23 protein-coding genes are annotated in these 25,531 nt (G+C 44.0%); 5 read left to right on the top strand and 18 right to left on the bottom strand.

Going from position 1 to position 25,531, the window contains the following annotated elements:
• Positions 1–8 precede the first annotated feature (8 nt).
• Positions 9–890 carry a metal ABC transporter substrate-binding protein gene (locus ACHZA2_RS04720; protein ID WP_319578735.1) on the top strand — a complete coding sequence of 294 codons (882 nt, stop codon included), beginning with the start codon at positions 9–11 and terminating at the stop codon, positions 888–890.
• A 457-nt stretch (positions 891–1,347) separates the two neighbouring features.
• On the opposite strand, the gene ACHZA2_RS04715 is transcribed toward ACHZA2_RS04720, so the two are convergent.
• The 4 genes from ACHZA2_RS04715 to ACHZA2_RS04700 are packed head-to-tail and all read right to left on the bottom strand — an operon-like array spanning position 1,348 to position 7,539.
• Positions 1,348–2,247 (bottom strand): hypothetical protein, encoded by a 900-nt coding sequence (locus ACHZA2_RS04715; protein WP_319578734.1) that lies wholly within the window; start codon positions 2,245–2,247, stop codon positions 1,348–1,350.
• Positions 2,244–2,618 (bottom strand): type IV pilin N-terminal domain-containing protein, encoded by a 375-nt coding sequence (locus ACHZA2_RS04710; RefSeq protein WP_319578733.1) that lies wholly within the window; start codon positions 2,616–2,618, stop codon positions 2,244–2,246. The genes ACHZA2_RS04715 and ACHZA2_RS04710 overlap by 4 nt, the downstream gene beginning before the upstream one ends.
• Positions 2,618–4,504 (bottom strand): type II secretion system F family protein, encoded by a 1,887-nt coding sequence (locus tag ACHZA2_RS04705; protein WP_319578732.1) that lies wholly within the window; start codon positions 4,502–4,504, stop codon positions 2,618–2,620. The genes ACHZA2_RS04710 and ACHZA2_RS04705 overlap by 1 nt, the downstream gene beginning before the upstream one ends.
• Entirely contained in the window at positions 4,501–7,539 is a 3,039-nt protein-coding gene (locus tag ACHZA2_RS04700) for an ATPase, T2SS/T4P/T4SS family (protein ID WP_319578731.1), read from the bottom strand. Before ACHZA2_RS04700 ends, ACHZA2_RS04705 begins: the two co-directional genes overlap by 4 nt.
• A gap of 438 nt (positions 7,540–7,977) precedes the next feature.
• Between ACHZA2_RS04700 and ACHZA2_RS04695 the strand changes: the two genes are divergently transcribed.
• Positions 7,978–8,343: a response regulator gene (locus tag ACHZA2_RS04695; RefSeq protein WP_319578730.1), complete on the top strand. Its 366-nt coding sequence runs from the start codon at positions 7,978–7,980 to the stop codon at positions 8,341–8,343.
• A gap of 254 nt (positions 8,344–8,597) precedes the next feature.
• On the opposite strand, the gene ACHZA2_RS04690 is transcribed toward ACHZA2_RS04695, so the two are convergent.
• The 8 genes from ACHZA2_RS04690 to ACHZA2_RS04655 all read right to left on the bottom strand — a co-directional run bounded on the left by ACHZA2_RS04690 (position 8,598) and on the right by ACHZA2_RS04655 (position 17,943).
• Positions 8,598–11,051, bottom strand: coding sequence for a hypothetical protein (locus tag ACHZA2_RS04690; RefSeq protein ID WP_319578729.1), 2,454 nt, complete (start codon positions 11,049–11,051; stop codon positions 8,598–8,600).
• 527 nt (positions 11,052–11,578) lie between these two features.
• Complete coding sequence (locus ACHZA2_RS04685) at positions 11,579–11,950, bottom strand: tetratricopeptide repeat protein (RefSeq protein ID WP_319539871.1); 372 nt, start codon at positions 11,948–11,950, stop codon at positions 11,579–11,581.
• A gap of 313 nt (positions 11,951–12,263) precedes the next feature.
• Entirely contained in the window at positions 12,264–12,806 is a 543-nt protein-coding gene (locus ACHZA2_RS04680; protein ID WP_319578727.1) for a tryptophan transporter, read from the bottom strand.
• A gap of 687 nt (positions 12,807–13,493) precedes the next feature.
• A complete protein-coding gene (locus ACHZA2_RS04675) occupies positions 13,494–13,706 on the bottom strand; it encodes a hypothetical protein (protein WP_394698489.1) in 213 nt (70 codons plus the stop codon).
• A 579-nt stretch (positions 13,707–14,285) separates the two neighbouring features.
• Positions 14,286–16,193: a molybdopterin biosynthesis protein gene (locus ACHZA2_RS04670; RefSeq protein ID WP_319578725.1), complete on the bottom strand. Its 1,908-nt coding sequence runs from the start codon at positions 16,191–16,193 to the stop codon at positions 14,286–14,288.
• Between the two features lie 104 nt (positions 16,194–16,297).
• Complete coding sequence (locus ACHZA2_RS04665) at positions 16,298–16,993, bottom strand: ABC transporter substrate-binding protein (RefSeq protein WP_319578724.1); 696 nt, start codon at positions 16,991–16,993, stop codon at positions 16,298–16,300.
• A 109-nt stretch (positions 16,994–17,102) separates the two neighbouring features.
• On the bottom strand, positions 17,103–17,852 hold the full coding sequence (locus ACHZA2_RS04660) for a 4Fe-4S dicluster domain-containing protein (RefSeq protein WP_319578723.1): 750 nt from the start codon (positions 17,850–17,852) through the stop codon (positions 17,103–17,105).
• Positions 17,770–17,943 (bottom strand): hypothetical protein, encoded by a 174-nt coding sequence (locus ACHZA2_RS04655; protein WP_319580942.1) that lies wholly within the window; start codon positions 17,941–17,943, stop codon positions 17,770–17,772. Before ACHZA2_RS04655 ends, ACHZA2_RS04660 begins: the two co-directional genes overlap by 83 nt.
• A 210-nt stretch (positions 17,944–18,153) precedes the next feature.
• On the opposite strand from ACHZA2_RS04655, the gene ACHZA2_RS04650 reads away from it, so the two are divergent.
• Both ACHZA2_RS04650 and ACHZA2_RS04645 read left to right on the top strand, forming a co-directional pair.
• The gene (locus ACHZA2_RS04650; RefSeq protein ID WP_319578722.1) at positions 18,154–18,570 is read left to right on the top strand and encodes a 4Fe-4S binding protein; all 417 of its coding nucleotides are present in this window, start codon (positions 18,154–18,156) and stop codon (positions 18,568–18,570) included.
• Complete coding sequence (locus ACHZA2_RS04645; RefSeq protein WP_319578721.1) at positions 18,571–20,331, top strand: aldehyde ferredoxin oxidoreductase N-terminal domain-containing protein; 1,761 nt, start codon at positions 18,571–18,573, stop codon at positions 20,329–20,331.
• 88 nt (positions 20,332–20,419) lie between these two features.
• Here the strand turns inward: ACHZA2_RS04645 and ACHZA2_RS04640 are convergent, their stop codons facing one another.
• Both ACHZA2_RS04640 and ACHZA2_RS04635 read right to left on the bottom strand, forming a co-directional pair.
• Complete coding sequence (locus tag ACHZA2_RS04640) at positions 20,420–20,770, bottom strand: hypothetical protein (protein WP_319578720.1); 351 nt, start codon at positions 20,768–20,770, stop codon at positions 20,420–20,422.
• A 46-nt stretch (positions 20,771–20,816) separates the two neighbouring features.
• Positions 20,817–21,020: a hypothetical protein gene (locus tag ACHZA2_RS04635; protein WP_319539885.1), complete on the bottom strand. Its 204-nt coding sequence runs from the start codon at positions 21,018–21,020 to the stop codon at positions 20,817–20,819.
• Positions 21,021–21,132: 112 nt separating this feature from the next.
• Between ACHZA2_RS04635 and ACHZA2_RS04630 the strand changes: the two genes are divergently transcribed.
• Positions 21,133–21,948 (top strand): uridylate kinase, encoded by an 816-nt coding sequence (locus tag ACHZA2_RS04630; RefSeq protein WP_319578719.1) that lies wholly within the window; start codon positions 21,133–21,135, stop codon positions 21,946–21,948.
• Between the two features lie 437 nt (positions 21,949–22,385).
• Here the strand turns inward: ACHZA2_RS04630 and ACHZA2_RS04625 are convergent, their stop codons facing one another.
• The 4 genes from ACHZA2_RS04625 to ACHZA2_RS04610 all read right to left on the bottom strand — a co-directional run bounded on the left by ACHZA2_RS04625 (position 22,386) and on the right by ACHZA2_RS04610 (position 25,408).
• Positions 22,386–23,042 (bottom strand): amino acid ABC transporter permease, encoded by a 657-nt coding sequence (locus tag ACHZA2_RS04625; RefSeq protein ID WP_319539887.1) that lies wholly within the window; start codon positions 23,040–23,042, stop codon positions 22,386–22,388.
• A gap of 5 nt (positions 23,043–23,047) precedes the next feature.
• A complete protein-coding gene (locus tag ACHZA2_RS04620) occupies positions 23,048–23,800 on the bottom strand; it encodes an amino acid ABC transporter ATP-binding protein (RefSeq protein ID WP_319578718.1) in 753 nt (250 codons plus the stop codon).
• Between the two features lies 1 nt (position 23,801).
• Positions 23,802–24,479, bottom strand: coding sequence for an amino acid ABC transporter permease (locus ACHZA2_RS04615; RefSeq protein ID WP_319578717.1), 678 nt, complete (start codon positions 24,477–24,479; stop codon positions 23,802–23,804).
• A 116-nt stretch (positions 24,480–24,595) separates the two neighbouring features.
• Entirely contained in the window at positions 24,596–25,408 is an 813-nt protein-coding gene (locus ACHZA2_RS04610) for an ABC transporter substrate-binding protein (RefSeq protein ID WP_319578716.1), read from the bottom strand.
• Positions 25,409–25,531: the final 123 nt, after the last annotated feature.

The raw sequence follows: 25,531 nt of genomic DNA, 5'->3' as shown, positions 1-25,531 counted from the left end.
GTAATACCATGAAACAGTTCATTTTTGTTTGTGCTGTCCTTGCACTCCTCCTGGGTGTGCCGGCAGTATCTGCTCTTGACGTGGTAACAACGACCAGTGTTCTCTGGGATCCGGTCAGTCAGATTGGTGGGGATGCAGTCAATGTAGTATACATTGCTGATCCAACGGTCTGCCCTCATCTTCAGGGGGATATCCTTCCAAACCTGATCCAGAAACATGCCGATGCCCTCAAATCACCCGATCTCTTCCTTGCACATAACAGTACTATGGACTTTACCACTATGGCTGCCATTGAGAAGTTCAGGGACTCAAACGGATACGGGAAGACGAACTGGAAGATTCTCAAGCCTAACACCGAGTGGAACACCCCGGAGACGGCCGAAGCTCTCGCTGACAGCGTTCTGGACTGGCTGAAAGCCGCAGATCCAAAGAATGCGACAGCATACACGGAAAATGCTGCTAAGTATAAGCAGGCGATCGCCGAAGCAGGAGATATCACCTCTGATGAACAAGCAGTGCTTTCAAAGAAGAATGTCATCGTGATGGCATGGCAGAAGGAACCGGTAGAGAAGTGGCTCGGTGCCAATGTCTATGACTTCTTTGCACCAGAGTTCGCATATGGCGGGAACAAAACTCCAGCAAAAGTTGTTGATTCAATCCAGAAGAACAAGGACAAGATCTATGCTCTTGATCTCGTTTCAGGCGGCGGAAAGATGTATATCATCGAGAATATGCAGTCCGGGGAGATGGCAAAAGGGATTGAAGAAGCGCTGACTGACATTGCCGTGAACAATGACCGGATCACCTTCACAAACTTCCCGAAGTCAGTTGATGGGGTTAATTCAATTCCAGATGTTCTCAAGTACAACAAGAACCTGCTCCTGGCATAATATAATCCAGGAATAATCCTTTTTTTGATACTCTCAATCCGGACTGGTATGGGTACAGTTCTGTTTATTTGCTATTCAGATCTCCCATAGATCGGTGGGAACATCAAATCTGCAGCCTTTGAAATCCCCCGATAACGATAGAAAAAGTTTGGTAATGACTCCAGGGGATATCTTTTCTACCCCATTCAGAGTCCGGTGACACAAAAGATCATAAAGGAGAAGAAGTGGGGAAGCGGTGGTGCCGGTGTAAGATGTACGCAGTGCCTGCCAGTTACCTGATGTGAAAGGTGGATCGGATTGACTTGGTTAGAATGGATTGGAGTGCTTATCAGTGATAGTGGGATCTTCTTCTCTCAAGGCACCAACGCTACAGATATGTATGTGATATTTTTATTTTAATGTTATTGAATGTTATAGAAACTAGAAAATTATTACTCGCCTTTATCCGGTATATCATTCATCCTGCAATTACTGATAGATTCCATAACGCAAGAGTGAGATTTGGGTACTCCTTCTGATTGTTTTCAACGATATTCAGAGTATAATTATCGCTCTCCCAGATTGATTGATTACTACTCGACCACTGGGAAAATGTCTGGTTAATTCCCGATTTGAATCCGATGGCGTCTTCATCTGATCCGGAAAAAATGAAGGTGAGCTTGTCAGTTGGTTTTAATGGAATGGTTCTTTGTGATGACTCCTTCATCTCTACCCTGATGGTAGCGGCTCCATTGCTGCTGACAGATCTGTTTCTCCCGATATCTTCATTCTGCACAAGATCTATCCTGATTGTAGGGGGTGTTGATTTCAGATCAATTCGGGGAGCAAACATCTTGTAATATCTGTCCCTATCATCACCGGCATTTTTGTCAGATTCATCGGTATATTCAAGGTATGTCTTCCGGTTTCCTTTTGTTACATTCAGCACACCATCTCTCCATTCATACCCCTGATTGACCCAGAAGTTCCCAACCGGTCGAAAGAGTATTTTGGAACTGTTCAGATGAGACTCGATCACATAGTTTGAGTTCACTGAAAGACTGATCTGAGAGAGAGGTTTCTCCTGCAGACTTGTGTTCACTTCCAGGTATCCGGAAGACCGCAGAGATGAAAGTACAACATCACCTCCGCCAAGATCTACCGGTTCCTTCATGGTAATATTCTGCCTGAATGAAAGCACCTGCAGAATATCAGATGATATTTTTGAGAAACTCTCTTCAACAGAATGAAGATGCTCCACCTCTGCCTGCTGCTTGAGGGATGGAATATAATACGCATTCAGTACCGAGATGAACGACACGATGATCATGAGAAGCAACATAAAGGCAATGACCGGAGAAACAGCCGTATCCTTCACGATCCAGCCACTCCACTGAAAAGAACTGCGTTGTGAACAACCAGACTGATCCGTTTTCCTGATGACATACCCGAGAGAGTCAGATTGTCCCCGAGATCAAACGTCTGATTCGGAATCTTCCAATTCTTTTCTTCAGCCCCGTCAACGGTGACATGTATCTGTTCTCGTTTGACCCAGTCTCCCCCTTTGTGATACAAATGTATATCACCTGAAGAACTCACCGAGCCCATTTTTATCGTAACTGAAGGAACCCGGTCTTCTGGCATCTGATTCAAAAGATACACTGTCACCATGGGAACCAGAATTAAGACCAACGAGATCATCAGAACCTCCCCGATGACCGGGGAAACAGCCGGGTCTCTTTTCATCATCAGGCACCTGCCGTTGCATTCGCTGCAGCTGCTGCGGCTGCAGCATGAAGGAGATCCATCTGGTATGGAATCACGTACATAAACAGAATAAAACACCCAATTACGAGGAGAATAGCATGTTTTAACCCTGCTAAGATACTGTTTGCAGATAACTGACCGGCCATCAGGCCGGAGAAGAACCCGAGCACGAGGCCAATTCTGAACATATCGGTAAGATTTGATGCAGTATCGAATGTTATATTAAACGAATTGAAGGAGGAGATGAACGAGACATTGAGAGAGTACGCGGTGTACATGTAGATTCCTACTGCAAGATACACGATCATCACATAGGTGATCGCGATATTGAACCGGTCTTTTTTCAGTTTCAGATAATGCTCAAAGTCGTTGATGGCAATGATCAGAACATCCTTGATATAATCGGTCACCTCACTCGCTTTCACAAGCAGGGACATTGCACGTTTGACAGAGACGAGCCCGATCCGGTCCTCCATCCTCACGAGAGCGTTGATGGTTGTAGAACCTCTTCTGATATCCTCTGAAGTCATCACCAGTTCCTGCGAAAGAAGACCCAGTTTCGAGTTTGATATGAGCCCGATTGCTGTCTGGAGCGTGACACCAACATCCTTCATATCAACCAGTTGTCTGAGAAACTCGGGCGTATGGCTCTCCACATTATTGACAAACCAGCTTCGTCCTTCATATGACAGTGATACCGGAGTCAGAGCCGCAACTATCAACAGGCTGATGAAGGCTTCAAGACACATTCCCGGAATCCAGGCAGATAACTGCCCGAGATAGTACAGAGCAGAAACAATCCCTGCACATGATACTGCAAGAACGATACTGTAATCATACTTTGAAATGTATGCACGAAGCGGATTTTTCAGGAGATTCTCAAGTTTGAACCGTTTTCGCTTGGCCTCTATCTTCTTGAGAAAACTCTGATCTACTCGTGAGAACTCGGTAGTATCAATGGCAATATCCCCGAATTCTGTCTCGTTCACCGGCTTTCTGGTGATATCCATCTTGATCGTCGGGAGCATCAGGTACAGGATATAGATCATCCCGATGGAGCCTAGAGCAAGCCCGAGAATAATAATCGGCATATACCCTGCGAGATCAGACTTTCCACCAAGATTCTGTGCGACAATGATGATGATCATCGTGATGGGACCGGCGACAAAGGCGGTAACATACACCTCTGCCATGATCTCGATCGTCTTGAGAATGTTCTCAAGCTCACGTGCTGCAGACTCCCTGAAATACGCTGATCGTGACGAAAGAAAGTTTGTTACATCACCCCCACTGTTTGAGAGGAGGAGCAGGTCGTTGAGGAACTCTTCCAGATTTTTTGATGGTGTTACTCCCTGCAGGTTCCTGATTGCTGTATAAAGATCGTCTCCAAATACCTCAACATCGCGGACGATAAGCCCGAACTCTTTCCCAACCTCACCGAAGAGATCATCTGCTTCGTAGATCTTCCTGATGACATTATACAGGGTCATTGTCATCGAGAGAGCCTGCATATAGGTGATTGCGTACGGCAGGTCGAGATCAATTGAGGATTTTCGCCCGGCAGCCGTCGTCGATGGATAGGTGTATATTGCTAATATGACTCCCGGAACAAGCAGAATGAAAAGAATTGCGATGACAAGGATGTTGTTGTTCAGGATGTTGTCAGGTTTTGCAGGAACCAGTTGAAAATTTGTCGTCAGAAGGAATACTGCGATTACTACAAATACCAAACCTGAAAGAAGACTGCATTTGAGCATCATCATAACGTACGAATACTGCGAATACGGAAGATGAGAGGCCCGAATCGACCTGCGTAGATTTGTATCTTTCATCCAGGTATCGATCTGTCTGGGAGTGATCAGGCTCATGCCAGTCTCCTCAGATCCGTTATCATCTGGATCAGCACTTCAGGGTCAGTACTATGCTGGTTTTTGAGTCTGGTTAGAAACGCTGACCGAAGATTGAGCTGGTATACGATCTCCTCCTCACTCCAGTTATGCATGTACTGAATCGTCTGAAGAGTCTTTGATTTTTTATACACTCGTTTAAACGAGTCGTCTTTGGGGTCATACTCAAAGAGTGTGTTCCATTTGACCTTGTCCCCCTCGCCAAGAACTATCTCATGAATGGCATCACATCTGCGGATCATCCGGCCATCCCGGTAATGAAACGTCTGAATCACCATCAGGTTCAGGGCTCCAAACATGGCAGCAGGAACATTGATCGGCTCGTTGGTCAGCCTGTTTAATGCTTCTTCAATATTTCCGGCATGAAGTGTGGAGATGGTAGTATGACCGCTGTTCATCGCCTGAAAAAGGGTCTGTGCCTCGTTTCCTCTCACTTCTCCTACAATAATGTATTCAGGCCTCTGTCTGAGCGAGGCCTTCAGGAGATCAAAGAGATCCACATTTCCCCGGTCATTAAATGAACTGCTTGTTCTGGTCTGCACCGGCAGCCAGTTCTTCTGGGGAATCTGGATCTCTCTGGTGTCCTCCAGAGAGACGATCTTTGAGTTGTGGGGAATGAAAAAGGAGAAGGCATTCATCGCAGATGTCTTGCCACTGGCGGTTCCTCCCACAACAATCAGGCTCTGTCTGTTCTCAAGTGCCAGCCAGATGAAAGCAAGGAGTTCATCGCTGTATGTGCCAAAGGAGAGGAGTGTTGCAGGAGTCATCGGGTCAGATCTGAACTTCCTGATCGTGAATGAACTCCCTTTGGTTGAGACTACATCCGAGTAGGTGATCTGAGCTCGTGATCCATTCGGAAGTGAGGCATCAAGGAGTGGCGAAGTGAGGGATACCTGTTTGTCTGCTTTCTGGGATAATTTGAGAACAAACCGGTTCAGTTCTTCTGACTCAAACCGTATAGAGGTTGGAATGCTGCCATAATACCGGTGATGGACATATACCGGGAGATCATGGCCGTTGCATGAGATATCTTCCAGTAGTTCATCATACATCAGGGGATCTATCTTGCCGTACCCGTTCAGATTCCGTCGCAAATAGTAATAGAGAACTAACAGCCGGTCTTCCGAAATCTTTGGATCATATGTTTTGACAACCTTGGAGACTTCTTCAAACTCAAGAACAAGATCCCCTTTTGTCACAGGTTTATCATAAACCAGGACATCTCTGAGCGTCTCATGGGTCTCTTCCAGGATTATCCGCTCACGGGGTGAGAGTTCTGGTTCTACTACCTTGTACGTCCGTTCCTTGTCTTTATCAAGAGTTATGGCAACGTATGAATGCGGTTGATAGAGCCAGTATGCCTCTTCGGCAGTCACACCGTTCTCACTCTGAATATTCAGAACAGATGGAACCTGAAGCGACTCGGAATCTGTTGGTTCAGGGTTGTCTTTCTTCTTTTTTGTAGTAAAGGAGATGAGCGACTGAACACCGTTTTTTATCGGCTGAACTACTGCATAGAGGCCTTTTAACGATCCTTCATTCTGTTGGTGTGAGCTATCTGATACTTGAGGATCAGCCTTCGGGGTTTTTTGCTCACGAAGAAATATGCTTGCGACAAGTTCTTCAATTCTGGGATCAGATGGCAGGGGTCTGTATTTATGTACTGTTTGTTTGTTCCGTTTCAAATCTGGTTTTTTAAGAGAGCTGGATTTATCAGATCCGTTCGTGTGTTTTTTGAGATCGATGCGGTAATAATGTCCTCTATCGTCCCATATCCGGTTGAGTTGCACCTCTTCCCCGGTTTTGAATTGAAGGGTGATCTCATTCTCATCCGGATTGATAGTCTGCCCTGATGATTTTATCAGGAAGTCTGCAAATCTGTTCAGATCTGACCGTTTTGGTTTGAGACATCCGGTCACCTCTCCTGGTACTGCTTCATGCCAGATTTTGATGTATGACCCCGGGTGTGTGCACCTGAACCTGGTGATCCTCTGGTCAGAAACGAGCAGGCGCAGCCATCTGACCATGTCCTGAGTGAATAACAGTGAAACATAGAGAAGATGATGACGTTCTTCTGGTATGAGAGGGAAAAACTCAGTCAGATATCTGGCAAATTCTTCAGACGTAAGTCTTGTTTTTCTTCCTCCGGTAGATGTTAATCCGCTTTTTTTCTCATCTTCCTGTCTGGCTTTATGAACTGCGCATTTCTCATCAGAACTCAGGGGAATTACACCTATATGATAAAAGAACTCACCTTTGTCTGATTTGAATACCTTTACTGCAATTAATTCGTGATACAACCGGTATTCAGTGATACAGGTATCAGCAGAAGGTATGGTGGAATGGTTATCTAATGGTGATTTGCTCTGAGTCTTTTCAAGGATTAATCCCCTGGATGAATCATCTGATGTTCCGGTAATTGTTACATGCAGGCCTGATCGGAGAGTAAATGTATGGGGAAGGGTTCCGGAGTTTACTGTATTGTCTGCCCGGTTACGAAGTTTGGTTGTTAGTTGAGATATCTCTGATTGAGTAAGAGATAATGTGGAAAACAGAGTCCCTTGGCCTGAATGGTCCAGGGTGATGATCTGATCAGGACCTGAAACGGAGATCAGCCTGACCTGTTCATCATCAATCAGCGGTTGAATCTTTCCAAGTCCTTTTGCGTCCCTGTGTATGTAATAGGCGATTCGTCCTATCGTTTCATCATCCAGGTCTGGGTAAAGATCTTTAGCAATACGATAAAATTCGGTTTTAAAATTCTTTGAAAATCGTGCTTGAAAAGCCTTGTCTGATACCTGTGATTTAATAATCCTGCGTACGGCAAGCAGTTTCTCCTTTTCATCTGATGTCAGTTCTGGTTCCAGAATCTGGTATTCTGATATTGAACCATTGCCTGTCGAAATAAGTATTCGGACCTGATCGTCTGATATCTGATAGCCAGTAAGAGGAGAGATAATGATTCGTTTTTTACTTCCAATCTCTGCCTCATCCATATAATAACTCACGATTTACACTCGAAATGATGACACTATCATGTACTGTAGATGATACATTATTTGATATGTTGAAATGTTTATAAGATAATACTTAGTGGGCGTCATTTGATTTTAGTATTACCAAATTATTCTTAATCTGTGAATAATAACACCTGTATCTCGAAATAATCAGAGAATTATTGATTATTTTTTGGTATTGGATAAGTCACACCAGGTTAAAACTTTAGAGACATATTTTTTGTTCTAAAGTAAAAAAAGTTATGCTTAATGCTGAATGATACCATAAACAATAGGGAGTATACCCAGATGCCACCTTACCATCCCCTACGTAGTCCACCAGTCAGTAAATCTCATATCCACAGCATCCTGGCACTGGAAAACGTAATCTGGTTCTAAATTTTCAGGGATAATTGAGTTTTATGTAATGGTTGTGTGATGAAAAGAATTCTCATCATAGATGATACAAGCCGAGACCAGGAGATAGCCACCAAAATTCTATCCTCTTCCGGATATCAGATCGTCGGTATTGCATCCGATGGTGAGGGGGGACTCGTCGAGTACCGGAGGTTAAACCCAGATCTCACACTCATTGATGTCATTATGCCTGGATTGAATGGTATTGAGACATTACGCGAGATCAGAACAATCAACCCTCTGGCAAAGGTAATTCTCTGCACATCTGTGGGTCAAAGCACTGTTATTGATCTTGCCATGCGGGTTGGAGCAAATGGATATGTTGTAAAACCCTACGATGCAGATATATTGACCACATCAGTCAAGAGAGTGCTTGAGGTCACCTAGTGCTTGTCGTCTCTTAATTTTCAATATCATTTCCAAGGGGAATTACTCTCAAATTTAAGTGACGAGGGCGCCCTCGCTCGAAAGAATCCTCCGCGGCTCTTTCATCATCTACGAGAACCATTGAGGGAAAGATCGTAAGACAGATTCCGGATGTGGCCGACCATGGCAGCCGTGAACACAGCCGTAACTCAGAGCACCAGGAATGCAACAATCACTGGTCCGAATAGGATCGTCTCTGTCATAATCGGGCCGACTTATGATGGTTCAGAATTGTGTAATCTGTATGCATGGACAAATCTCTGGCCTGAATATCCATCCTCATCTGCTGTCTTAGCGGATTTTCCGGCCAGGAATATGATATTATCACCTTTCCATCTCTTATCCTTTGTCAGAATAACAGCCCCTTCTGTCTTTCCATATGCAGTAAGACTCGCATTTTCAAATACGAGTGATTCTGCGATTATTCCAGCACGATGTCCATAGACCTCATTCTTGCCAAACAATTGAACCTCACCGCACGGCACTGTTATCCCGTAACTCTCGCCGGTGATCATAATCACGCTATTTGTCTTCAGGTTCCCCTTTTCTATCACAATACCACACCCGCCTGAATCCGTCATGCGTGAATTGGTAATGGTGATGAACCCCATCAGATTCATTGAACCTGACTGGAGGAGTATTCCATATTCATCAGCAGTAATTTCAAGAACTCCTTCATTTAGATTTAAATTCCCATTTTCAGAAACAATCCCTCCAAACTGCCCCGTTATTTCAAGTTTACCACTATTGATATTGATATCATCAGAGGTATAAACCCCGACGTTTCCTGTCACAGTTAATACAACTGAAGGACCAATCACCAGATCTCCACTTCTCACGCAAAGACCGATCTCATCACCAGTTATCTTCAAAATACCCCCTTTCACAGATATCGAGTGACCTACAGAAAACCCGACGCATCCTGAAGCAGATACCAGAGGAGAATTTTCAATAAGAGCAGTTTCAGCAACAACTAGGCCTGTTTTCCGACCCGCTGCCGTAAGAGATCCCCCCATTATTTGCATATGTTTTCCGAAAATCCGCATCCCGTCTTCAGATTCACCAAAAAAGCTTATGGTTCCACTTGTTTGAGTATAGGTACCTTTTATCTCAACTCCACAGATCTTCCCATTCGCCATAATGAAACCTTCAGAAATATTCACATTTCCGGAAACTTTCATAGCGCTATCTCCCGAGAGCATCATATTATTTCCGAGGTAATCTAGATTACCACCAATAGACAGCCCCGTCTCTCCTGATCCAGTGATACTCGCTTTTGTGATATGCAGGTCTAGTCCGACAGCGATACCGGTCTTCCCATCTGATTCAATTGTGGAATGGAAAATTTCCAGATCCCGGGATATAAATAATCCGTAATCTACTCCTGAAGTGTGAATAACAGCCATCCGAATACTGGCTGATCCGATTATCTGCACCCCGGATAATCCATTCATTGATCCCCGCACGGCATTACAATTGAAGTTGCCGTTTTTAAGATAGATGCTTGTACCACCACAGGCGATATCCAAGATGCATTCGGATAATTCCAGCGAACCATTGTGTAGTACTATCCCGTCTCCCTCGGAACTTTCAACCTGGTTAATTCCTCCTGAAGAGTGTAAACCTCTTGAAAGAACAATTCCTGCATGTTCTCCTTTTATTTTTAGGACGAACTTATTGGTTGAGGTTAATCCACCAGAGAGAGATTGTATGGCGATGTTATGAGAATTTATATCGAGAACACCGTAGTTCATGACGGAAATATTTCCTGATACTACGATCCCGTCTCCCTGCGTCCGAATATAAATAGCAGAATTATCAATTAGCAATGTTCCAGTTGCAACAAAAATTCCCTGCTCTTCACCCTGAATGGAGAGAAAACCACGACCGGTAATTTTGAGGTTCCCCTGGTAAATATGGATTCCTGGTCCATGAGCACTTTGGATCTGATTATCCATTTGTGTAATGTTAAGAGTGATATCTCCATAGGCTTTAATCGCAGATCCATGATAGTTAAAGAGGGTGAGTGTACGTGTTATCGCTATCCAGCTCCATCCGATACCACCACAGTCTTCTTTGCCACAGTATGATTTTCCCCAAATTATAAACTCCTCATCTCTTCGATCCAGGTTTGGAGCATATAATTCACTGTTTGAGACCTCAAGCGTTGTGTGCTGTTTGCTGTCCCTTTTTTTTGCACAACATAGTTCGAATTCAAGTCCGTTTCGTAGAGGTGGTTTTATATGGGGTATAAGGGTGGTGCATTGCGCAATCACTGTTGTAAATTCTTTGCAACGCCGGATTGTATCCAGGATAGGTACCCACATTTTTGAGGGGATATCATCAAAGGTTTTGTTCTCTGAAAAAATTAGGGATATTGCTTTTTTCCGACATGAAACAGCTAAATCATCACAAAATATACTGTCGGCACACCATGCAGCAAATATGTAATATGAGATGGCTTTTTCCGGTTTGTTCTCAACGAGCTTAATTTGTGCTGCACGGAGATACAGGGATGGATATGGTGGTGTTTCCGGATTTTGGAGGCTAATAAACCCGGGAGATTGCAGAAGTTCTCGTGTGACTGACGTTTTCTCTCTGATATCTTCAGCAATATATCCACAATGTGGACATAATTCAAGGGTATTATTGAGGATTAACTCAGTCAATTCTTTGGGACGACCTTCCAGATCAATTATCCCTGAAGGTCCCGCAACATAAGGAGGTACAATTATCGAACTTTTTTTTTGATTCGATCTGTTATGGCAGACAGAGCAGATTTTAGTATTGATGTTTGTCTGGGGCATGGAGTAATGGATTCCCTGTTATGCATCGAATGGATTCAGCAGATATATTGACCTATCAGTAATTATCTTACCTTTTTTGTCCGCGTAACCATGTTGACTACATTTTTTTATGTGAGGCTCCGTTAACTTCTATAATTGGGCCGATATCTGTTATTTCGCATGAATCCGGTACCATGTATCATCAGCATATTCTCCAAACAGAAATAGGAAGAATTTTCCAAGATAGTAATATGGTTCTATGCACCCTGGTGCAGGTACATTGAGACACTGAAGGATTTACAAGTAATTCAGAAGAGTAACTGAAAACAAGAAAACACGATATCTGGTAGAGATAACGGTCTTCCTGCGATGAGTGATGGTTCTTGACGATCCTCTTTTTTCCGATCGTTTTACATTGCTCCCGTTGCCATGGATATTCCCCTCTGGATGCATTCGTTGCCTTCTTGGGAAGATCCCATCTTGGAAAGGGTAACCCCTTTGTTATACCACGTTTCTGCATTAAGCGGATCACTATCAAGGGCAGATTCATAGCAGACGATTGCTTCTTCATATCTGCCAAGAATGTCGAATACATTCCCCTTCGAATGTAATCCTTTTGCATTACGAGGATCAAGTTCCAGGACCTGATCATACATAGTGATGGCCTTCTCATACTCCTGGCGATGTTTCATCTCATTCGCCTGTCTTAGGATAATTTCCACATGGGGATCCTTGACCTGCATAATCCGGTTTTCAATACCGGATTTCTTTGTTCCTCCCATAAGGAAATACTCATTCATTATTTTATTTATAGTTTTTGCAATAAAAAAATTAATACTATATATTTTATTCCAATATTGTGGGTGGACACGATAATCTCGTTCTCTTTCACATCAAAGCATTGCTCGCAACATCCTCACCCAGATTAACCAATAATGCCAGAACAACAAAGATCAGAACGATCCTGAATATCTTTCTGCAGCATCCGGTGAGTTAAAGATCAGCCTTAAGTAGAGTATTACCATCAGGTTATCCCGGAACCAGAACTCTTTTAGGGTGCAATTGAAGAGAATTTCAAATATTCTGTGAGGATTATTACCTGGATCGTGAAAGCACCCGGTTTGCTGGTATGTACAGGATCTGAGCCACAACAGCATTCAGTACGGCCGTAGGAATGACGATCGTTATCATCATCAGAGTGAAGAATGCATAGATACTCGAATAGCTGAAAGACCTATACAACAACCCAGGCGCCCCCATCACGAAGATTATGACAATAGACAGAAAAGTAATTCCGCTGACGAGGGTCGCTGCAAGGGTAGCAGTTGCTGGAGCCGCCACGGTCCTCTCCCTGGTGATCAGAAATACTCCGAGGCAAACGACGGCTCCGAGCGTTTCACTTATCAGGTTTGCGGGGGGGAAGAGCCCATGGCTGATCAGAGTGCTGACGATTCCCACAACCACTCCGATACCGACTGCCTCATGGAACTTAGGCACGATGAGCATGATGGCAAGGCAGTACAAGATTATCACAAAGTTCGGGCCGATCGGGGTTGGGATGAGACTAGACCCGATAATTCGGGCAAGGACTCCCAAAGCCAAAAAAATACCGACAATAGCAATATCCTGTGATCTCATGATATCTGGTGTCAATGGCAACGAAAAATTTCCAAACTCTGGCGGAATGTTATTCCCTAGGGTGCTTAAACTTATCGTAAACTGATAAATTCTTATTATCGAGGCTGTCCGACGAAGGGAGTACATTTTCCTTTTTATAATCTTGCGATTATCAGCCCAATTTTCGTTTTGTTAATTGCCGGGGCACATAATTTCAGCACTGATGCATAAAATTGAAATTGGCCTCTATGTTCGTTGCTCTTATCGGGCTTGAGAAAGGGGTGATCGAGCAACGCGTATATGTTACCCTGGTCTTATCCTAAATAGAAAATTTTTGATCACTATGAAACCTTTACGTCATCATATTCCTCCCATTATCAACATTAAGTTGATTTGGAGATATTGGGCTGTGATCAATGGTTCACTATGTGAATGACGATAAAATATTATGCAATAGCCAAAAATTTAAGATATATCAATAATATGAAATTATTCATGCTGTAGAATAAATCCCCGGGTGATCATATCTACTCTGTTCAGGTCTTATTGTCTCTTCTCAATACCCTGGTTACACCAATAATTTCAATAACTGGCTATTGAAGCCAGAAACCAAAACTGGTTTTTAGAGAATAACTGGGGAGGGGTTGGTCCTTAAATTTTTTAACTTAAAAATTCTCTCTTTTACAACTGCTATCACCAAAAAATATATCAACTGATATAGCAACAATGGATGTGCCACTCTGCTCTACTCATCATATCAGCTATGGTGGTGGACTTTCCAGTAATTGGGAGATCTGATAGATTACCTTCCATTCTGGAGAGTTCTTTTTGTAATGCAATGATGGTGTTCGATTTTGCACAATGAAAAGTAAGGATGTGAACACTCGGCTCGAAGGAAAGGATGACGAGAACCAGGTTCATCAGATCTCTATGCGAAATTTCTCTTCTTCTGTTGTTACTGTCTCCCACGTTTTCAGTTCAGGCTCTGGTTTTTAATTCTGAAGGGATTGAACTCAATAGTACCGAAATTCAGGATCTTCTGGCAGATTCATACGCTATTTATACAGGGCCTGCTATCCTCTTTTCTGATAATAGTTGTGCCCTGTGTCTTCCCGCTATACACTATCTCAATCAGTACCTGATCTCTCACCCAGAAACTGATCTTATAGGACATACCACTTCATCACTGGAAGAACAGTGGCAGCTGGAAATATTCGCAACCCTCCATAATCGCAAGGTTGTCAATCTCCCAGTCATCTTCATTGGTCCGATAGGAATCGAGAGAACAGATGACATTATCAGATATTTTAATGAGATTTATGCCTGGTACATGCACCAGGATGTTTTTTGCGCTGAAAATTATCCTCTAATAACAAGGAGATGTAGTCTGAAGGGCTTGATGTTTAAAGGTCTCTTTGCCATACCGCCTCTCCCAGGGAATAATACGTGATATTTACAATTCGGCTGAACTCTTCCTGATTGCATGGCGATTCAGAAATTTTAGAGAATTTTCTTCCCCGTATACCTCTTCTTGGTACATTCACGGATCGTACCGGTAAACTCCATCTCATAACCACCAAGATGAGTCAGAATCTCTTTAAACCGTTTTGAATTAATCAGTTCCACAATCTTTCTGATTCGCCAGTCCTCTTCAAACAGTTCCTTTGTAGTAACGAGTTCATATCTCTCAAGGGCCAGAGGAATAAACGGAAGAGAAAATGCACGGGCTGCACCATATATTGTCATGCCGATGTCAGCGTCACCATTCTGAACTGCAAGACAGACTCCGTAATGGGTAGAAACCTCCTGGTCATACCCATCAACATCTTCTGGTCTTATATTGTTCTCATGGAGAAGATGATCCAGAAGCATTCGTGTCCCTGATCCATTTTGACGATTGATAAACGTATGAGTAGTAATAGCGTCAAAACCAAGAACATCGCGTGATACAACCCCCTGCATACGTTCTGCAACAGAGATCAGGACCAGGTCTTTCTTTGGAATATACTGCCGTAAATAGGGAATATTGTACTCACCATCATCTGCAAGCAGATGCATCGGAGCAAGATGGCAGTATCCTTCTTGTAAGGTAAGTAACCCGTTCATGCTTCCCACATGAGAAGATGCAATAAGAATCCCTTCTTCCCTGGCGAGATCGGCAAGATAATCGATGGCGAGATCATGAGAACCGGTTACCAGAACCGTCTGTTCTGCGATCTCTTTCTGAACACGTAAGGTCGTGGGCAATCGGGTGCCTTTTTCTACCTCCTCTGTATCTGATGGAACTTTCAGATAGGCATTGGATCGGACAAGATTCATCTGCACACCTGATTTATTTGATAGAGGTGTCGCGACCCAGTTATCCTGAACCTTCCCGATGATTGCCAGAATAAACTCATCCAATCCAAAAGAGGATCGAATTGACTGGGTTAGATATGCTGATACGGTATCAGGATAGGAGAATGGAAAACCGTACCACTCAAGAATTGGCTGGACAATCTCACGCAGAACAGTGTAAAATGCAACCGGATACCCGGGCATACCAATGACAACCTTTTGATTGATATCTCCGAGAATGAGTTGCTTGGCAGGTTTTATTGCAATTCCATGAACAAATACCGTTCCTAATGTGTCAATTACCTGAGAGGTATAATCCATGGTACCTTTGGACGATCCTCCGGAGATCAAGATAAGATCATGATCCTCTGCTGCGATCGTGATCATGTTGCGTATCTCATCGATGTTATCGACAACGATTGGGAAATTGGTGACCGAAGCCCCGACAGACCGGATCATGGCAGCTGCCATGTGCATATTGCTCTCGATAACCTGATCGGCACGTGGCATCGAACCGATGGAGATGATCTCACTGCCAGTTGAGATGAGTGCAACCTTAAGATCGAGCACCGGAACTTCGGTTATTCCATAACTGATCATTGCCCCGATATCAGGTGCCGAGATCTGACTATATCTTGGAAGAACCATCTCTGACCGTGAGATGTCCTCTCCAATTGGCCGGATATGCTGCCATGGGGATGCAGATGTTCGGATTATGTATGAACCGTTATTCTCTTCTGTATCCTCGATCTTAATTACTGCGTTATATTCTGGAGGAATAACATTCCCGGTGTTCACCAGAACAAAATCGGTCAGCCGAACAGGTGTCTTATCGGTGGCACCAATGGTATCGTGTTCTTTCACCGCAATTCCGTCCATAGCCGACAGATGAACCGAAGGAATAGTCAGAGGAGAGTATAATGCTTCAGCGGTTATCCTTCCAACAGAATCCTGCACAGAGACTTTGACAATTCTGGGAGCAAATGAAAACCTGTTCTGTATTTTATACAGAGCATCATCTAATGAGATCAGTTCGGGTTCTTCTCCCTTTTGGGTTCTTCTTTTTACCATTGATTGCCCCTCAAATCTGATTGTATCAAGTAAGACCCGAATTTACCCGATGATATATTGATCAAAGAGATCTTGTCTATTCTGGTTTCTAAAGGATAATGTAATTAATCACGTTTTACCAGGTAGAACTGCCCATCCCTTTCATCCACAACAACCACCGGTTTTCCAAGAAGACGGGATGGTTGCGGAAATTTTTCAATAAAGACCAATCCTTCAGTTACAATCTTCCCATCTAATGTCATAACCTTGTCTATCCCGGTATCCAAAATCTCCTGAACTGTTCTTTGACCTCTTTTTTCCCTGATAGAACCTAATTGAAGATATCTTCCATCAGATCCACTTGCAGCAAGTCCAATCCCGCCCACTGCGCCAATCACCCCTCCTTCAGTTCCACCAAGCCCCTCAAGCAATATCCCTGCATGATGAGCAATTCCGCGGGCACGTTCCTGGGTGACAATGGTGCATTTTGCATCAAATCCGAAAGCAACCATTATCGGACTTACCTGGTCAGCACCTACAAGAGCGATACCTGGATCACTTCCTTCCACAAATCGCTCTCTCATAATCTGTTTGGCCTGTTCAAATAGGGAAAGATAATCAGATTGAGGAATATCAAACAGATGAATGACTGCACAACTATTATGTGAAGTATAGGGGATATCGGGATGAACAAGCAACTGATGACGGGTGATACAGTCTACCGGATATTTTATTTTTAGGAGATCTGCGATCTCTCGTGCAAGACGACCGGTTCCTATTGAATCGAGACTATCTGTATCATCAATACCGAGGTAAATCATTGTATCTCAATTATTTGTATCCCAATTTGAAATAACCAGTTGATAAACTATTTTTGATAATTTGTATGAGCGGTAAAGGTGGCTGAAAACAAAGAGGAGATTCGTGAATTTAATATCCGGTGATAATCTCATCCTGTGGAAGAGTTTTCACAACATCTTCTCTGAATGTTTCAAACCCGATATCATCAAGTTGATCAGGAAGAAGAACATCGCCCCATGCACGACGATAAATCCAGTACACTATCTTCTCTATACAGAGATCAACTGTTTCAGGGCTTTTCACTGTAACAAAGTGGTGTCCAACTTTTGGATGTCTTCCCCTCCTGCCTCCAACCGTGATGTGGTAGGCTGGCGGGTCTGATTTGATGATGTGAAATGGACAACAGTTGATGCACATTCCACAATGAACACAGGCATTATCATCCATCACAAGTGCCCCATTTCTGATCCTGATGGCATGCTCTTTACAATAATGAACACATGTCCCACAACCAGTGCAGGTCCCGGGCACACGGAATGGTCGTACTACACCGGTAATTCCTATCTCATTCAACCGTTCGCTCATGCATGAGTTCGGACATGCTGATATGGCTATGCGGGATTTGACTGGCATCTCTTTACCAAAATGCTTCTTATCCAGGGCAAGTGCCAGGGATATCGAATCTATCTGTGCGAATTTACATCGGTCAGTACCCGGGCATGCTGTTACGTTGACAATCTCTGATTTTTCTGTACCAAGAGGTGTTTCATTGGCTGCAAGTTCTTCTACAATGAGTTCAAGGGAAGCAGGATTGACATGAATCAACTCTGCAGTCTGTCTGTTTGTCAGGGTGAAGCCCGGTACCGAATTTTTCTGCAATTCTGCAGATACCCATCATCTTTTCCGGAGTAATTATTCCTGCAGGTATCCGGATTCTAACAGTGCAGAGGGAACCATCAAGTTCATTTATGATACCTCCTTTCTCATGGAGGGCATGTTTACACAGTATGTATGGACAGGGATGATCAATGAACTTGTTGGAGATCTATCCCATCTTTGGTACATTCATTGTATGGGCTTTAATTTTAAAAATAGGGGCTCTAAAAGTGTTCATCCCTGTGTAGAACATTGATCTCATCGCACCCAGAATACATATACTACTTCTACTGAATTCTCATTCATGTCCACCCGACGTCTTGCTGTGATCGATATGGATCGGTGTGTCGGTTGCCAGTGTTGCATGTTTGCCTGCAACCGACGACTTGGATCAGGTGGTTTGTCACGATCTGCAATTCACATCTCTTCAGTTGGGGGGATTTCCAGAGGATTCTCTGTAAAAGTCTGCAGAGCTTGTCAGGATCCACCCTGTGCTGATGCCTGTCCAACCGGGGCAATGAAACCCAGGGAAGGAGGCGGAGTAAAGTTTCATTCTGATCTCTGTACCGGATGTAAATCCTGCGTTGATGCGTGTATATTAGGTGCAATTACATGGAATCATGAGACTAATTCACCAATTGTATGCATATATTGTGGAATTTGTGCCAAATACTGCCCATATCAGGTTATTGAATTGGAAGAGATTTCAGAGGTGAGCTGAATGGATCAGAATCTGGCACGGGTTTTAATCATCGATCTCTCTTCAAAGACATATCGGATAGAAGACCGGCAAACACTTTTTGAAGAGAGGATTGGAGGAGCAGGTGTTGCAATACGCCTGTTATTTGAGTTCTGCCCAGAGGGCGCCGATCCACTTGGCCCTGATAATCCAATAATATTAACAGTTGGAGCGATATCTGCCCTGTTTCCCCTCGCATCAAAGTGTGTTGCCATGTTTAAATCTCCTCTGACAGGGAATCTTGGGGAGAGCCATGCAGGAGGGAGAACTGCAACATCTATGAGAATGGCTGGGTATGGGGCAATTGTGATCACCGGAAGATCAACACAACCGACCTTTTTGTCCATCACACATGATACCGTTCAGTTTCATGATGCCCGGACTCTCTGGGGGATGGCCCGGGGAGATACTGTCGCACGGATAATCCGGTTGGTTGACGGGAATCCGGGAACCCGGACAATTCTCCGGATTGGAAGAGCAGGAGAGCGACTTGTCCGGTATGCAGCAGTAACTTCGGAGACCTATCGTCACTTTGGAAGAATGGGTCTTGGAGCAGTATTCGGTTCTAAATTATTAAAGGCACTCGTGATATCGGGTGATTCATCAATTCCTGTGACAAATGTCAAAGAGTACCGATCGATGTATGATCAGATCTTTGATGCTGTGACGAAATCGTCTGCAATGAAGAAGTATCATGATGTAGGAACTGCGGTTAATGTTCTTCCTCTCAAATCCCTGGGATCAATTCCGATAAAGAATATGACTGCCTCTCAATTTGAGAGTTCAGACCAACTTACCGGGGAAGAGTTCGCGAGCAATTACCTTGCACGAAGAGTTGGATGTTCTCATTGCCCGGTTAGTTGTATCCATCTTGCCCATCTCCGGATATCATATCCTCATGATCCGTATTTCTTCAAGACTGTCCCCGTCTGTTATGACTATGAACTCATTTACTCTCTTGGATTTATGCTTGGGATTGCAGATCCAAAACAGGTCCTGACACTGATAGATGAGATCGAAGGAACCGGAATGGATGCCATGTCTTCAGGAGTGGTTGCAGCGTATGTAACCGAAGCGATGAAGAATGGTCTCATCACTCCTGAAATGACAGATGGGATCAGTCTTGAATTTGGAGATACCCCTGGTTTTATACGATTTTTTCAGCATCTTGCTGACCAGAAGACATTATTGTATCAGAACCTCGGTAGGGGTGTTGATTATGCATCTGAGCAGTATGGAGGTTCTGAATATGCACTTGCTTTCGGAAAGAATGAGATGCCAGGGTATCACACCGGCCTTGCAGCCATCATCGGGTACCTGACCGGGGCACGACATAGTCATCTTGATAGTGCAGGATATAGTATTGATCAGAAGCCGAAACAAATTACACCCGACGAGATCGCATCACAACTGTATACAGAGGAAGCCTGGCGTCAGATCCTTGCAAGTCTGGTGATCTGTTTCTTTGCCCGGGGAGTGTACTCTGAAGAGGTGGTTCAAAAATGCCTTGAAACAAGTGGTATTTTTAAAACATCTGACGAACTGGTTCAGTTGGGAAGACAGATTCTCTATGAAAAATATCAATTTAAATTTCGGGAAGGGTTTACCTTTGATAATGTCAGAATACCCTCAAGAATAACAACTCATCCATCAGGAACAGGAATCATATCAGAGAGTGATATCCGGCAGGGTGTTGAAACGTACAAAAAATTACTTCTTTCCTCTGGGAACGAAGCCATATGAATTTCGCCGATTGGAATTGGCGAAAAGGAGTATTCAGGGGAAGAGGAGTAGTACCGGGTTCCCTGATACGATTTCAAAAATTTAAAATTTATCTGGTATCAATTCGTTTGCAGATCTGCTCAAATATTTCAGGACCGAGAAGAGCTATACTTTCATCAGCGAACTCTTCTCTCATTATCCTGATGATCTTCATAGACCCTTCATTAGTTGTGTGAATGCCAACTCTCTCTTCCCTGGTAACCAGTTCCTGCTCTTCCATCATTGCAAAATATGGGAGAATATAATAATGGGGGGCTTTGAGATACTCTGCAAGTCTCCTTGTTGTAGGAAACCGTATCCTGATTCCATCTGCAGTAAAGGTCAGGGTGATTGCGTGCTCTTCAGAAAAAAAAAGTTCCAAAGCAGTTCTGAATAGTATATCGACCGAAAGAGTAGGCATACCTCTCTCACTATTTATTATACACAGATACAATAGTTCCGAAAAATTAGTGTTTCTTCTTCTGATCCTCGGGTACCTCTGCGAGGTACACAAGTTCAGCGCCGACGTCCTTTGCGATCATCTCGATCTCAACTTTTCTGAAGTGGGTTGCTTCGATCTGTATCTGACCGCCGGTCACCGCAACAACTCTGAATTGTGGCTGTCTGACACCTTCTCCGACCTTCTGACGCTCTCTGATATAAATTTTCATCTGCTTCACCCCTAGCGGATAGCATTGAGCATAATCAATTGGATATACCAACTGCTATGCCAGCAAATGTATCTATATTACTTCAATATACTTAATACTATTGAGGTGAGGAATGCACGAGAGACATGATATTCCAAACAAACTACAAGGCGAAACTCTGGTCAGAAAACAGTTATTTGAGAAGTATAAAGATCGCCCTCTGGTAAGAATCCTTCCTGAATTAAATGTCGTCAAGATAGGTGGGCATGGAATCATCGATTATGGACATGATGTCGTTCTTCCTCTCGTTGATGAACTGGGCACACTCTCCGAGCATCACCAGATGCTGATTATTACCGGCGGCGGAGTCAGAGTCCGGCACATGATGGACATCGGTCTAGATCTTGGTATGCCAACCGGTGTTCTTGCCGAACTCACCAGCAAGATCTCTGAGCAGAACGCTCTCATGATGGCAACACTTCTCTCTCCATGGAAGGCAAAGCGAATCCATACAACTGATCTCTTAGAACTTCCAACACTGCTGGCAATGGGGGCACTTCCGGTAACTCATGGAACTCCACCATATGGTCTATATGAGCATCCGTCCGAACGCTCGAACGGAGGAATACCACCACACAGGACCGACACCGGAGCATTTTTGGCAGCTGAAGTGCTCGGAGCCAAACGGTGCATTCTAGCAAAAAATGTAGACGGGCTGTATGACAAACATCCTCTCAAGTACCCTGATGCAGAACTGATACCCGAGATCACTGCGAGTGAACTTATCGAGATGGATATGGAGGATCTCGTTCTTGAGAGAAAACTGCTGGAGATCATGCTTGAGTCTCGAAATATCCCCTGTGTTCAGATCGTAAACGGTCACAAAAAGGGCATGATAACGCGGGCTATTATTGGGGAGAATGTTGGAACAATTATCTGGGCAAGATAAGGTAGTGGGATAAGAACAGCAAAAAATGTACTTTTTTTACAGACGTACACGATATCTCTGATAATTGGGTTTCTGTTACAGATAGCAGGAATCGCCCTCTCTAATTAACTAAATAGCATTACCTTTTCCCGGGTCTTGTTTCGGGCGACCATGGTGGTTCTAAAATCACTGAAATGGGCTTCTTTTTTGATTTCAGGGGACATTCCAAGTGCGTAGATCCGGTAAATATCTCTCTCTAAAAACCACGTCCATTTTATGCTCTAATGGGACTATACTCAATAATTAGCGTTTTTATACAGGGTCGCTATTGATCAGATCTGGTTAGATGAACATTCATATGATCCCGATGTCAAAACTGGAATCTCGACAGAATATGGGCCCGGGAATTTCGAGGGAAAAAGCGAATAAATTGGGTTGATTATCGCAAAAAAAGCGTTTTATCCAGGTATTGCAAACTTTCTCTCTATTGCATTGGCCCCGAATGTTGTTATGGTCACTAATGCCAGATACACTACTGCGAGTGCAAAAAACGTCTCGTTGTAAGCAAAATATTTTGTTGCAATGAGTTTCCCGGCGCCGGTCAGTTCAATGACCGTGATCATGTATGCCAGCGATGAATACTTTATCAGATAGATAAACTCATTCGATATTCCGGGAATTGCCCTCCTGAGAGCCTGGGGAAGAACAACATATCGTATTGCCTGGTTTCGTGTCATTCCGAGGGCCTTTGCAGCCGTGAGTTGTCCCTCTTTTACTGAAAAAATTGCACCTCTGATATATTCAGAGTTGTATGCACTGTTACAGAGTATAAATCCGATTATCGATGCGACAAAGGGACTCAGGGTGATTCCATATGGTGGCAATCCGAAATAAAGAATAAATAATAACAGCAGAAGCGGGCAGCCCTTGAAAAAAATGGTATACCCATGGAAGAATCCGGACAATACTTTTCCTCCATACACTCGCCCGCAGGCGATTACTATACCGAGAGCAAGTCCTATCGGTGCCGTAACTGCAATGAGGGCAAGAGTAACAAGCAGACCGTTCCAGAAGGCTGGAACGATTATGTCAACAAGGAAGGTTATGGTCTCCATGATCTCTACTGTGAATACTCCCTGAACTGTCCGATGAATGCCTTACACCGTTCAAACTTAGGATCGTTCATAAGAACCTGCGGGCTTCCCTGCTCTTTGATTATACCATGCTCCATGAACAGAATCTGGTTCGCAACCGAACAGGCAAAACCCATCTCATGGGTGACAACCAGCATCGTCATCCCCTGTTGTGCAAGTTTCTTCATGACCTCAAGAACTTCACGCGTTAACTCAGGATCGAGAGCACTCGTCGGCTCATCAAAGAGCATGACATCCGGATCCATGGCTAGAGCCCGGGCGATGGAGACTCTCTGTGCCTGCCCGCCTGAAAGTTCAGCAGGGTAATGATCAGCCCATTCGGCCATTCCGACCTGCCTGAGTTCTGTCATCGCCTTCTCCCTGGCCTCCTTTGCATTCATCCCTTTGACTTTGATCAAAGCAATCTCAACATTTTTCACCGCGGTGAGATGATCAAAGAGGAAGAAATTCTGGAAAACCATCCCGATCTTCTGCCTGAAGTGGTTGATCTTTGAACCGGCATGAGTAACTTCTTCTCCGTTCAGAAGAATCCTTCCGCTATCCGGAATGGTTAACTGATTAATACACCTGAGTAGTGTACTCTTCCCGGTTCCTGAAGGGCCGATAAAACAGATCGTCTCCCCTTTTTTGACATTGAATGAGACCCCTTTAAGGACTTCCGAACTGCCGAAGGATTTGTGTATATCCTCAACCTTGAGAATGAACTCTGATTCTGACATATTAAGATGAATTCCCCGGACCAAAGCCAGGTATGGCGATCCGCTTTTCAAGTCTCTGGATAAGGCTGGTTCCTGCATAACTGAGCAGGATGAAGATCACTGCACAGGCCAGGTAGATGGGCATCGTGACATATGTTTGTGAGACAATCTGTGATGAGCGTGTAAGAAGTTCTGCCACACCTATTGCATAACAGATAGACGATTCTGTGAGGATTTCGGGATATTCATTAGACCATCCCGGTAACGCTATTCGCATGGCCTGCGGGAGAATTATTGATCTGATCGCCTGAGTTCTGCTCATTCCAAGAGACCGTGCTGCGGTCATCTGTCCCTCGGATATTGACTGGATTGCCCCCCTGAAGATCTGTGACTGGTACGCAGCTCCTCTCAGTCCTAATACAACGGCACCAACGACAAAGGCAGGAAGGTCGAGTCCCAGACCCGGAAAGATACCAAAGTAAAAGAGAAACAGCAAAACAAGCACCGGAAGACCACGGAAGAACCAGACATACACAGATATTGCAGATCGCAATGGCAGTTTTCCATACACCTGTCCAAGGGCCATTGGAAGCCCCAGCACCACTCCGATTATCAGGGCAACTGCAACCAGGCCTACTGTGATAAAGATACCTGTAAGCAGATAGGGGAACCAGTCGATGAGAATCGTCAGTGGATCCACTATTCTCCTCCTGGTGGTCGTCTCTTAGGAGCAGTGGGAACAACCTGATTCTGTCTGTCACATATGAGCATAAAAGGATTCAAAATAGTGTATGCGTTCAAAAGAGATGAAATGAGTTATTCCATCTTGTACTTCTTCTTCAGAACTGTCCAGTCAGGTGACTCATGGAGCAGATCCAGTCCCTTATTCATGGTGTTCAGAAGCTCAGTGTCATCCTTGCGGATAGCAACTCCGTACTCTTCACCGGTATCGATCTCTCCGATGAGATGGAGTGGCTTGTCAGCAATGGCATCCAACATTGGTGGGCGATCATAGATTGCAAAGTCAATGCGCTTATTCTGGAGATCAGTCGTTGCCAGTGGGAAGTTGTCATAAGTGACAAGTTGATCTGCCTGAATGACACTCTTATTGATGAGATTCTCTTCTACCCAGAATGCTCCGGTTGTTCCACGCTGTGCACCAATTCTTCCTTTCCCTGCCTTAAAATCATCAAGAGTTAATATGCTGTCGTTGTGAGCTGCAACTGACTGATTAATTTTCAAGTACGGGTTGCTGAAGTGTACCTGCTGCTTACGCTCGTCGGTAATGGTCATTCCTGAATAGACCATATCGATCTTCTTTGCATTCAGGGCAGGTATGATGCCATCCCATGCGATAGGCTGGATCTTTACAGTAAACCCGAGCTTATCTCCGATCCACTGGACAGACTCCACATCAAGTCCCTGGGCAGTCCCGTTTTTATCAATAAAACTGTATGGTGGGTATTCCCCGTCAATACCTACAATATATGTCTTCTTCTGGTCTGCAGATGCATTATCTGTGCTTTTTGCAGATTTATCAGCGGTATTGGCACTTTGGGTACAACCACTCAAACAGACTGCACCAAGTACTATAAAAATTACCAGGATTGATATGAATTTCCGATCCATTGAAGATTGTTTGATCAACACTGTTATAGAAATTGTGATCTGTGAGCACCACAGAAAGCGAATCATTTATATGAATCAAAGATTGGGAGAATCAGAGAGGATCCCGGTTCTGTTTCTATGATG

The sequence above is a fragment of the uncultured Methanospirillum sp. genome, from assembly GCF_963668415.2.
Lineage (GTDB): Archaea > Halobacteriota > Methanomicrobia > Methanomicrobiales > Methanospirillaceae > Methanospirillum.
Note: the sequence above shows the minus strand (reverse complement) of the source record. Positions and strands in the feature narration are given on the sequence as shown.

Excerpts from the sequence above, each read along its gene's own strand:
- ACHZA2_RS04720 (WP_319578735.1), top strand. The coding sequence starts at position 9 with ATGAAACAGTTCATTTTTGTTTGTGCTGTCCTTGCACTCCTCCTGGGT.
- ACHZA2_RS04640 (WP_319578720.1), bottom strand. The coding sequence starts at position 20,770 with ATGCCTACTCTTTCGGTCGATATACTATTCAGAACTGCTTTGGAACTT.
- ACHZA2_RS04675 (WP_394698489.1), bottom strand. The coding sequence starts at position 13,706 with ATGAACCTGGTTCTCGTCATCCTTTCCTTCGAGCCGAGTGTTCACATC.
- ACHZA2_RS04710 (WP_319578733.1), bottom strand. The coding sequence starts at position 2,618 with ATGATGAAAAGAGACCCGGCTGTTTCCCCGGTCATCGGGGAGGTTCTG.
- ACHZA2_RS04630 (WP_319578719.1), top strand. The coding sequence starts at position 21,133 with ATGCACGAGAGACATGATATTCCAAACAAACTACAAGGCGAAACTCTG.
- ACHZA2_RS04625 (WP_319539887.1), bottom strand. The coding sequence starts at position 23,042 with ATGGAGACCATAACCTTCCTTGTTGACATAATCGTTCCAGCCTTCTGG.
- ACHZA2_RS04635 (WP_319539885.1), bottom strand. The coding sequence starts at position 21,020 with ATGAAAATTTATATCAGAGAGCGTCAGAAGGTCGGAGAAGGTGTCAGA.
- ACHZA2_RS04670 (WP_319578725.1), bottom strand. The coding sequence starts at position 16,193 with ATGGTAAAAAGAAGAACCCAAAAGGGAGAAGAACCCGAACTGATCTCA.
- ACHZA2_RS04620 (WP_319578718.1), bottom strand. The coding sequence starts at position 23,800 with ATGTCAGAATCAGAGTTCATTCTCAAGGTTGAGGATATACACAAATCC.
- ACHZA2_RS04650 (WP_319578722.1), top strand. The coding sequence starts at position 18,154 with ATGTCCACCCGACGTCTTGCTGTGATCGATATGGATCGGTGTGTCGGT.
- ACHZA2_RS04685 (WP_319539871.1), bottom strand. The coding sequence starts at position 11,950 with ATGGGAGGAACAAAGAAATCCGGTATTGAAAACCGGATTATGCAGGTC.
- ACHZA2_RS04665 (WP_319578724.1), bottom strand. The coding sequence starts at position 16,993 with ATGATTTACCTCGGTATTGATGATACAGATAGTCTCGATTCAATAGGA.
- ACHZA2_RS04610 (WP_319578716.1), bottom strand. The coding sequence starts at position 25,408 with ATGGATCGGAAATTCATATCAATCCTGGTAATTTTTATAGTACTTGGT.
- ACHZA2_RS04705 (WP_319578732.1), bottom strand. The coding sequence starts at position 4,504 with ATGAGCCTGATCACTCCCAGACAGATCGATACCTGGATGAAAGATACA.
- ACHZA2_RS04645 (WP_319578721.1), top strand. The coding sequence starts at position 18,571 with ATGGATCAGAATCTGGCACGGGTTTTAATCATCGATCTCTCTTCAAAG.
- ACHZA2_RS04680 (WP_319578727.1), bottom strand. The coding sequence starts at position 12,806 with ATGAGATCACAGGATATTGCTATTGTCGGTATTTTTTTGGCTTTGGGA.
- ACHZA2_RS04700 (WP_319578731.1), bottom strand. The coding sequence starts at position 7,539 with ATGGATGAGGCAGAGATTGGAAGTAAAAAACGAATCATTATCTCTCCT.
- ACHZA2_RS04695 (WP_319578730.1), top strand. The coding sequence starts at position 7,978 with ATGAAAAGAATTCTCATCATAGATGATACAAGCCGAGACCAGGAGATA.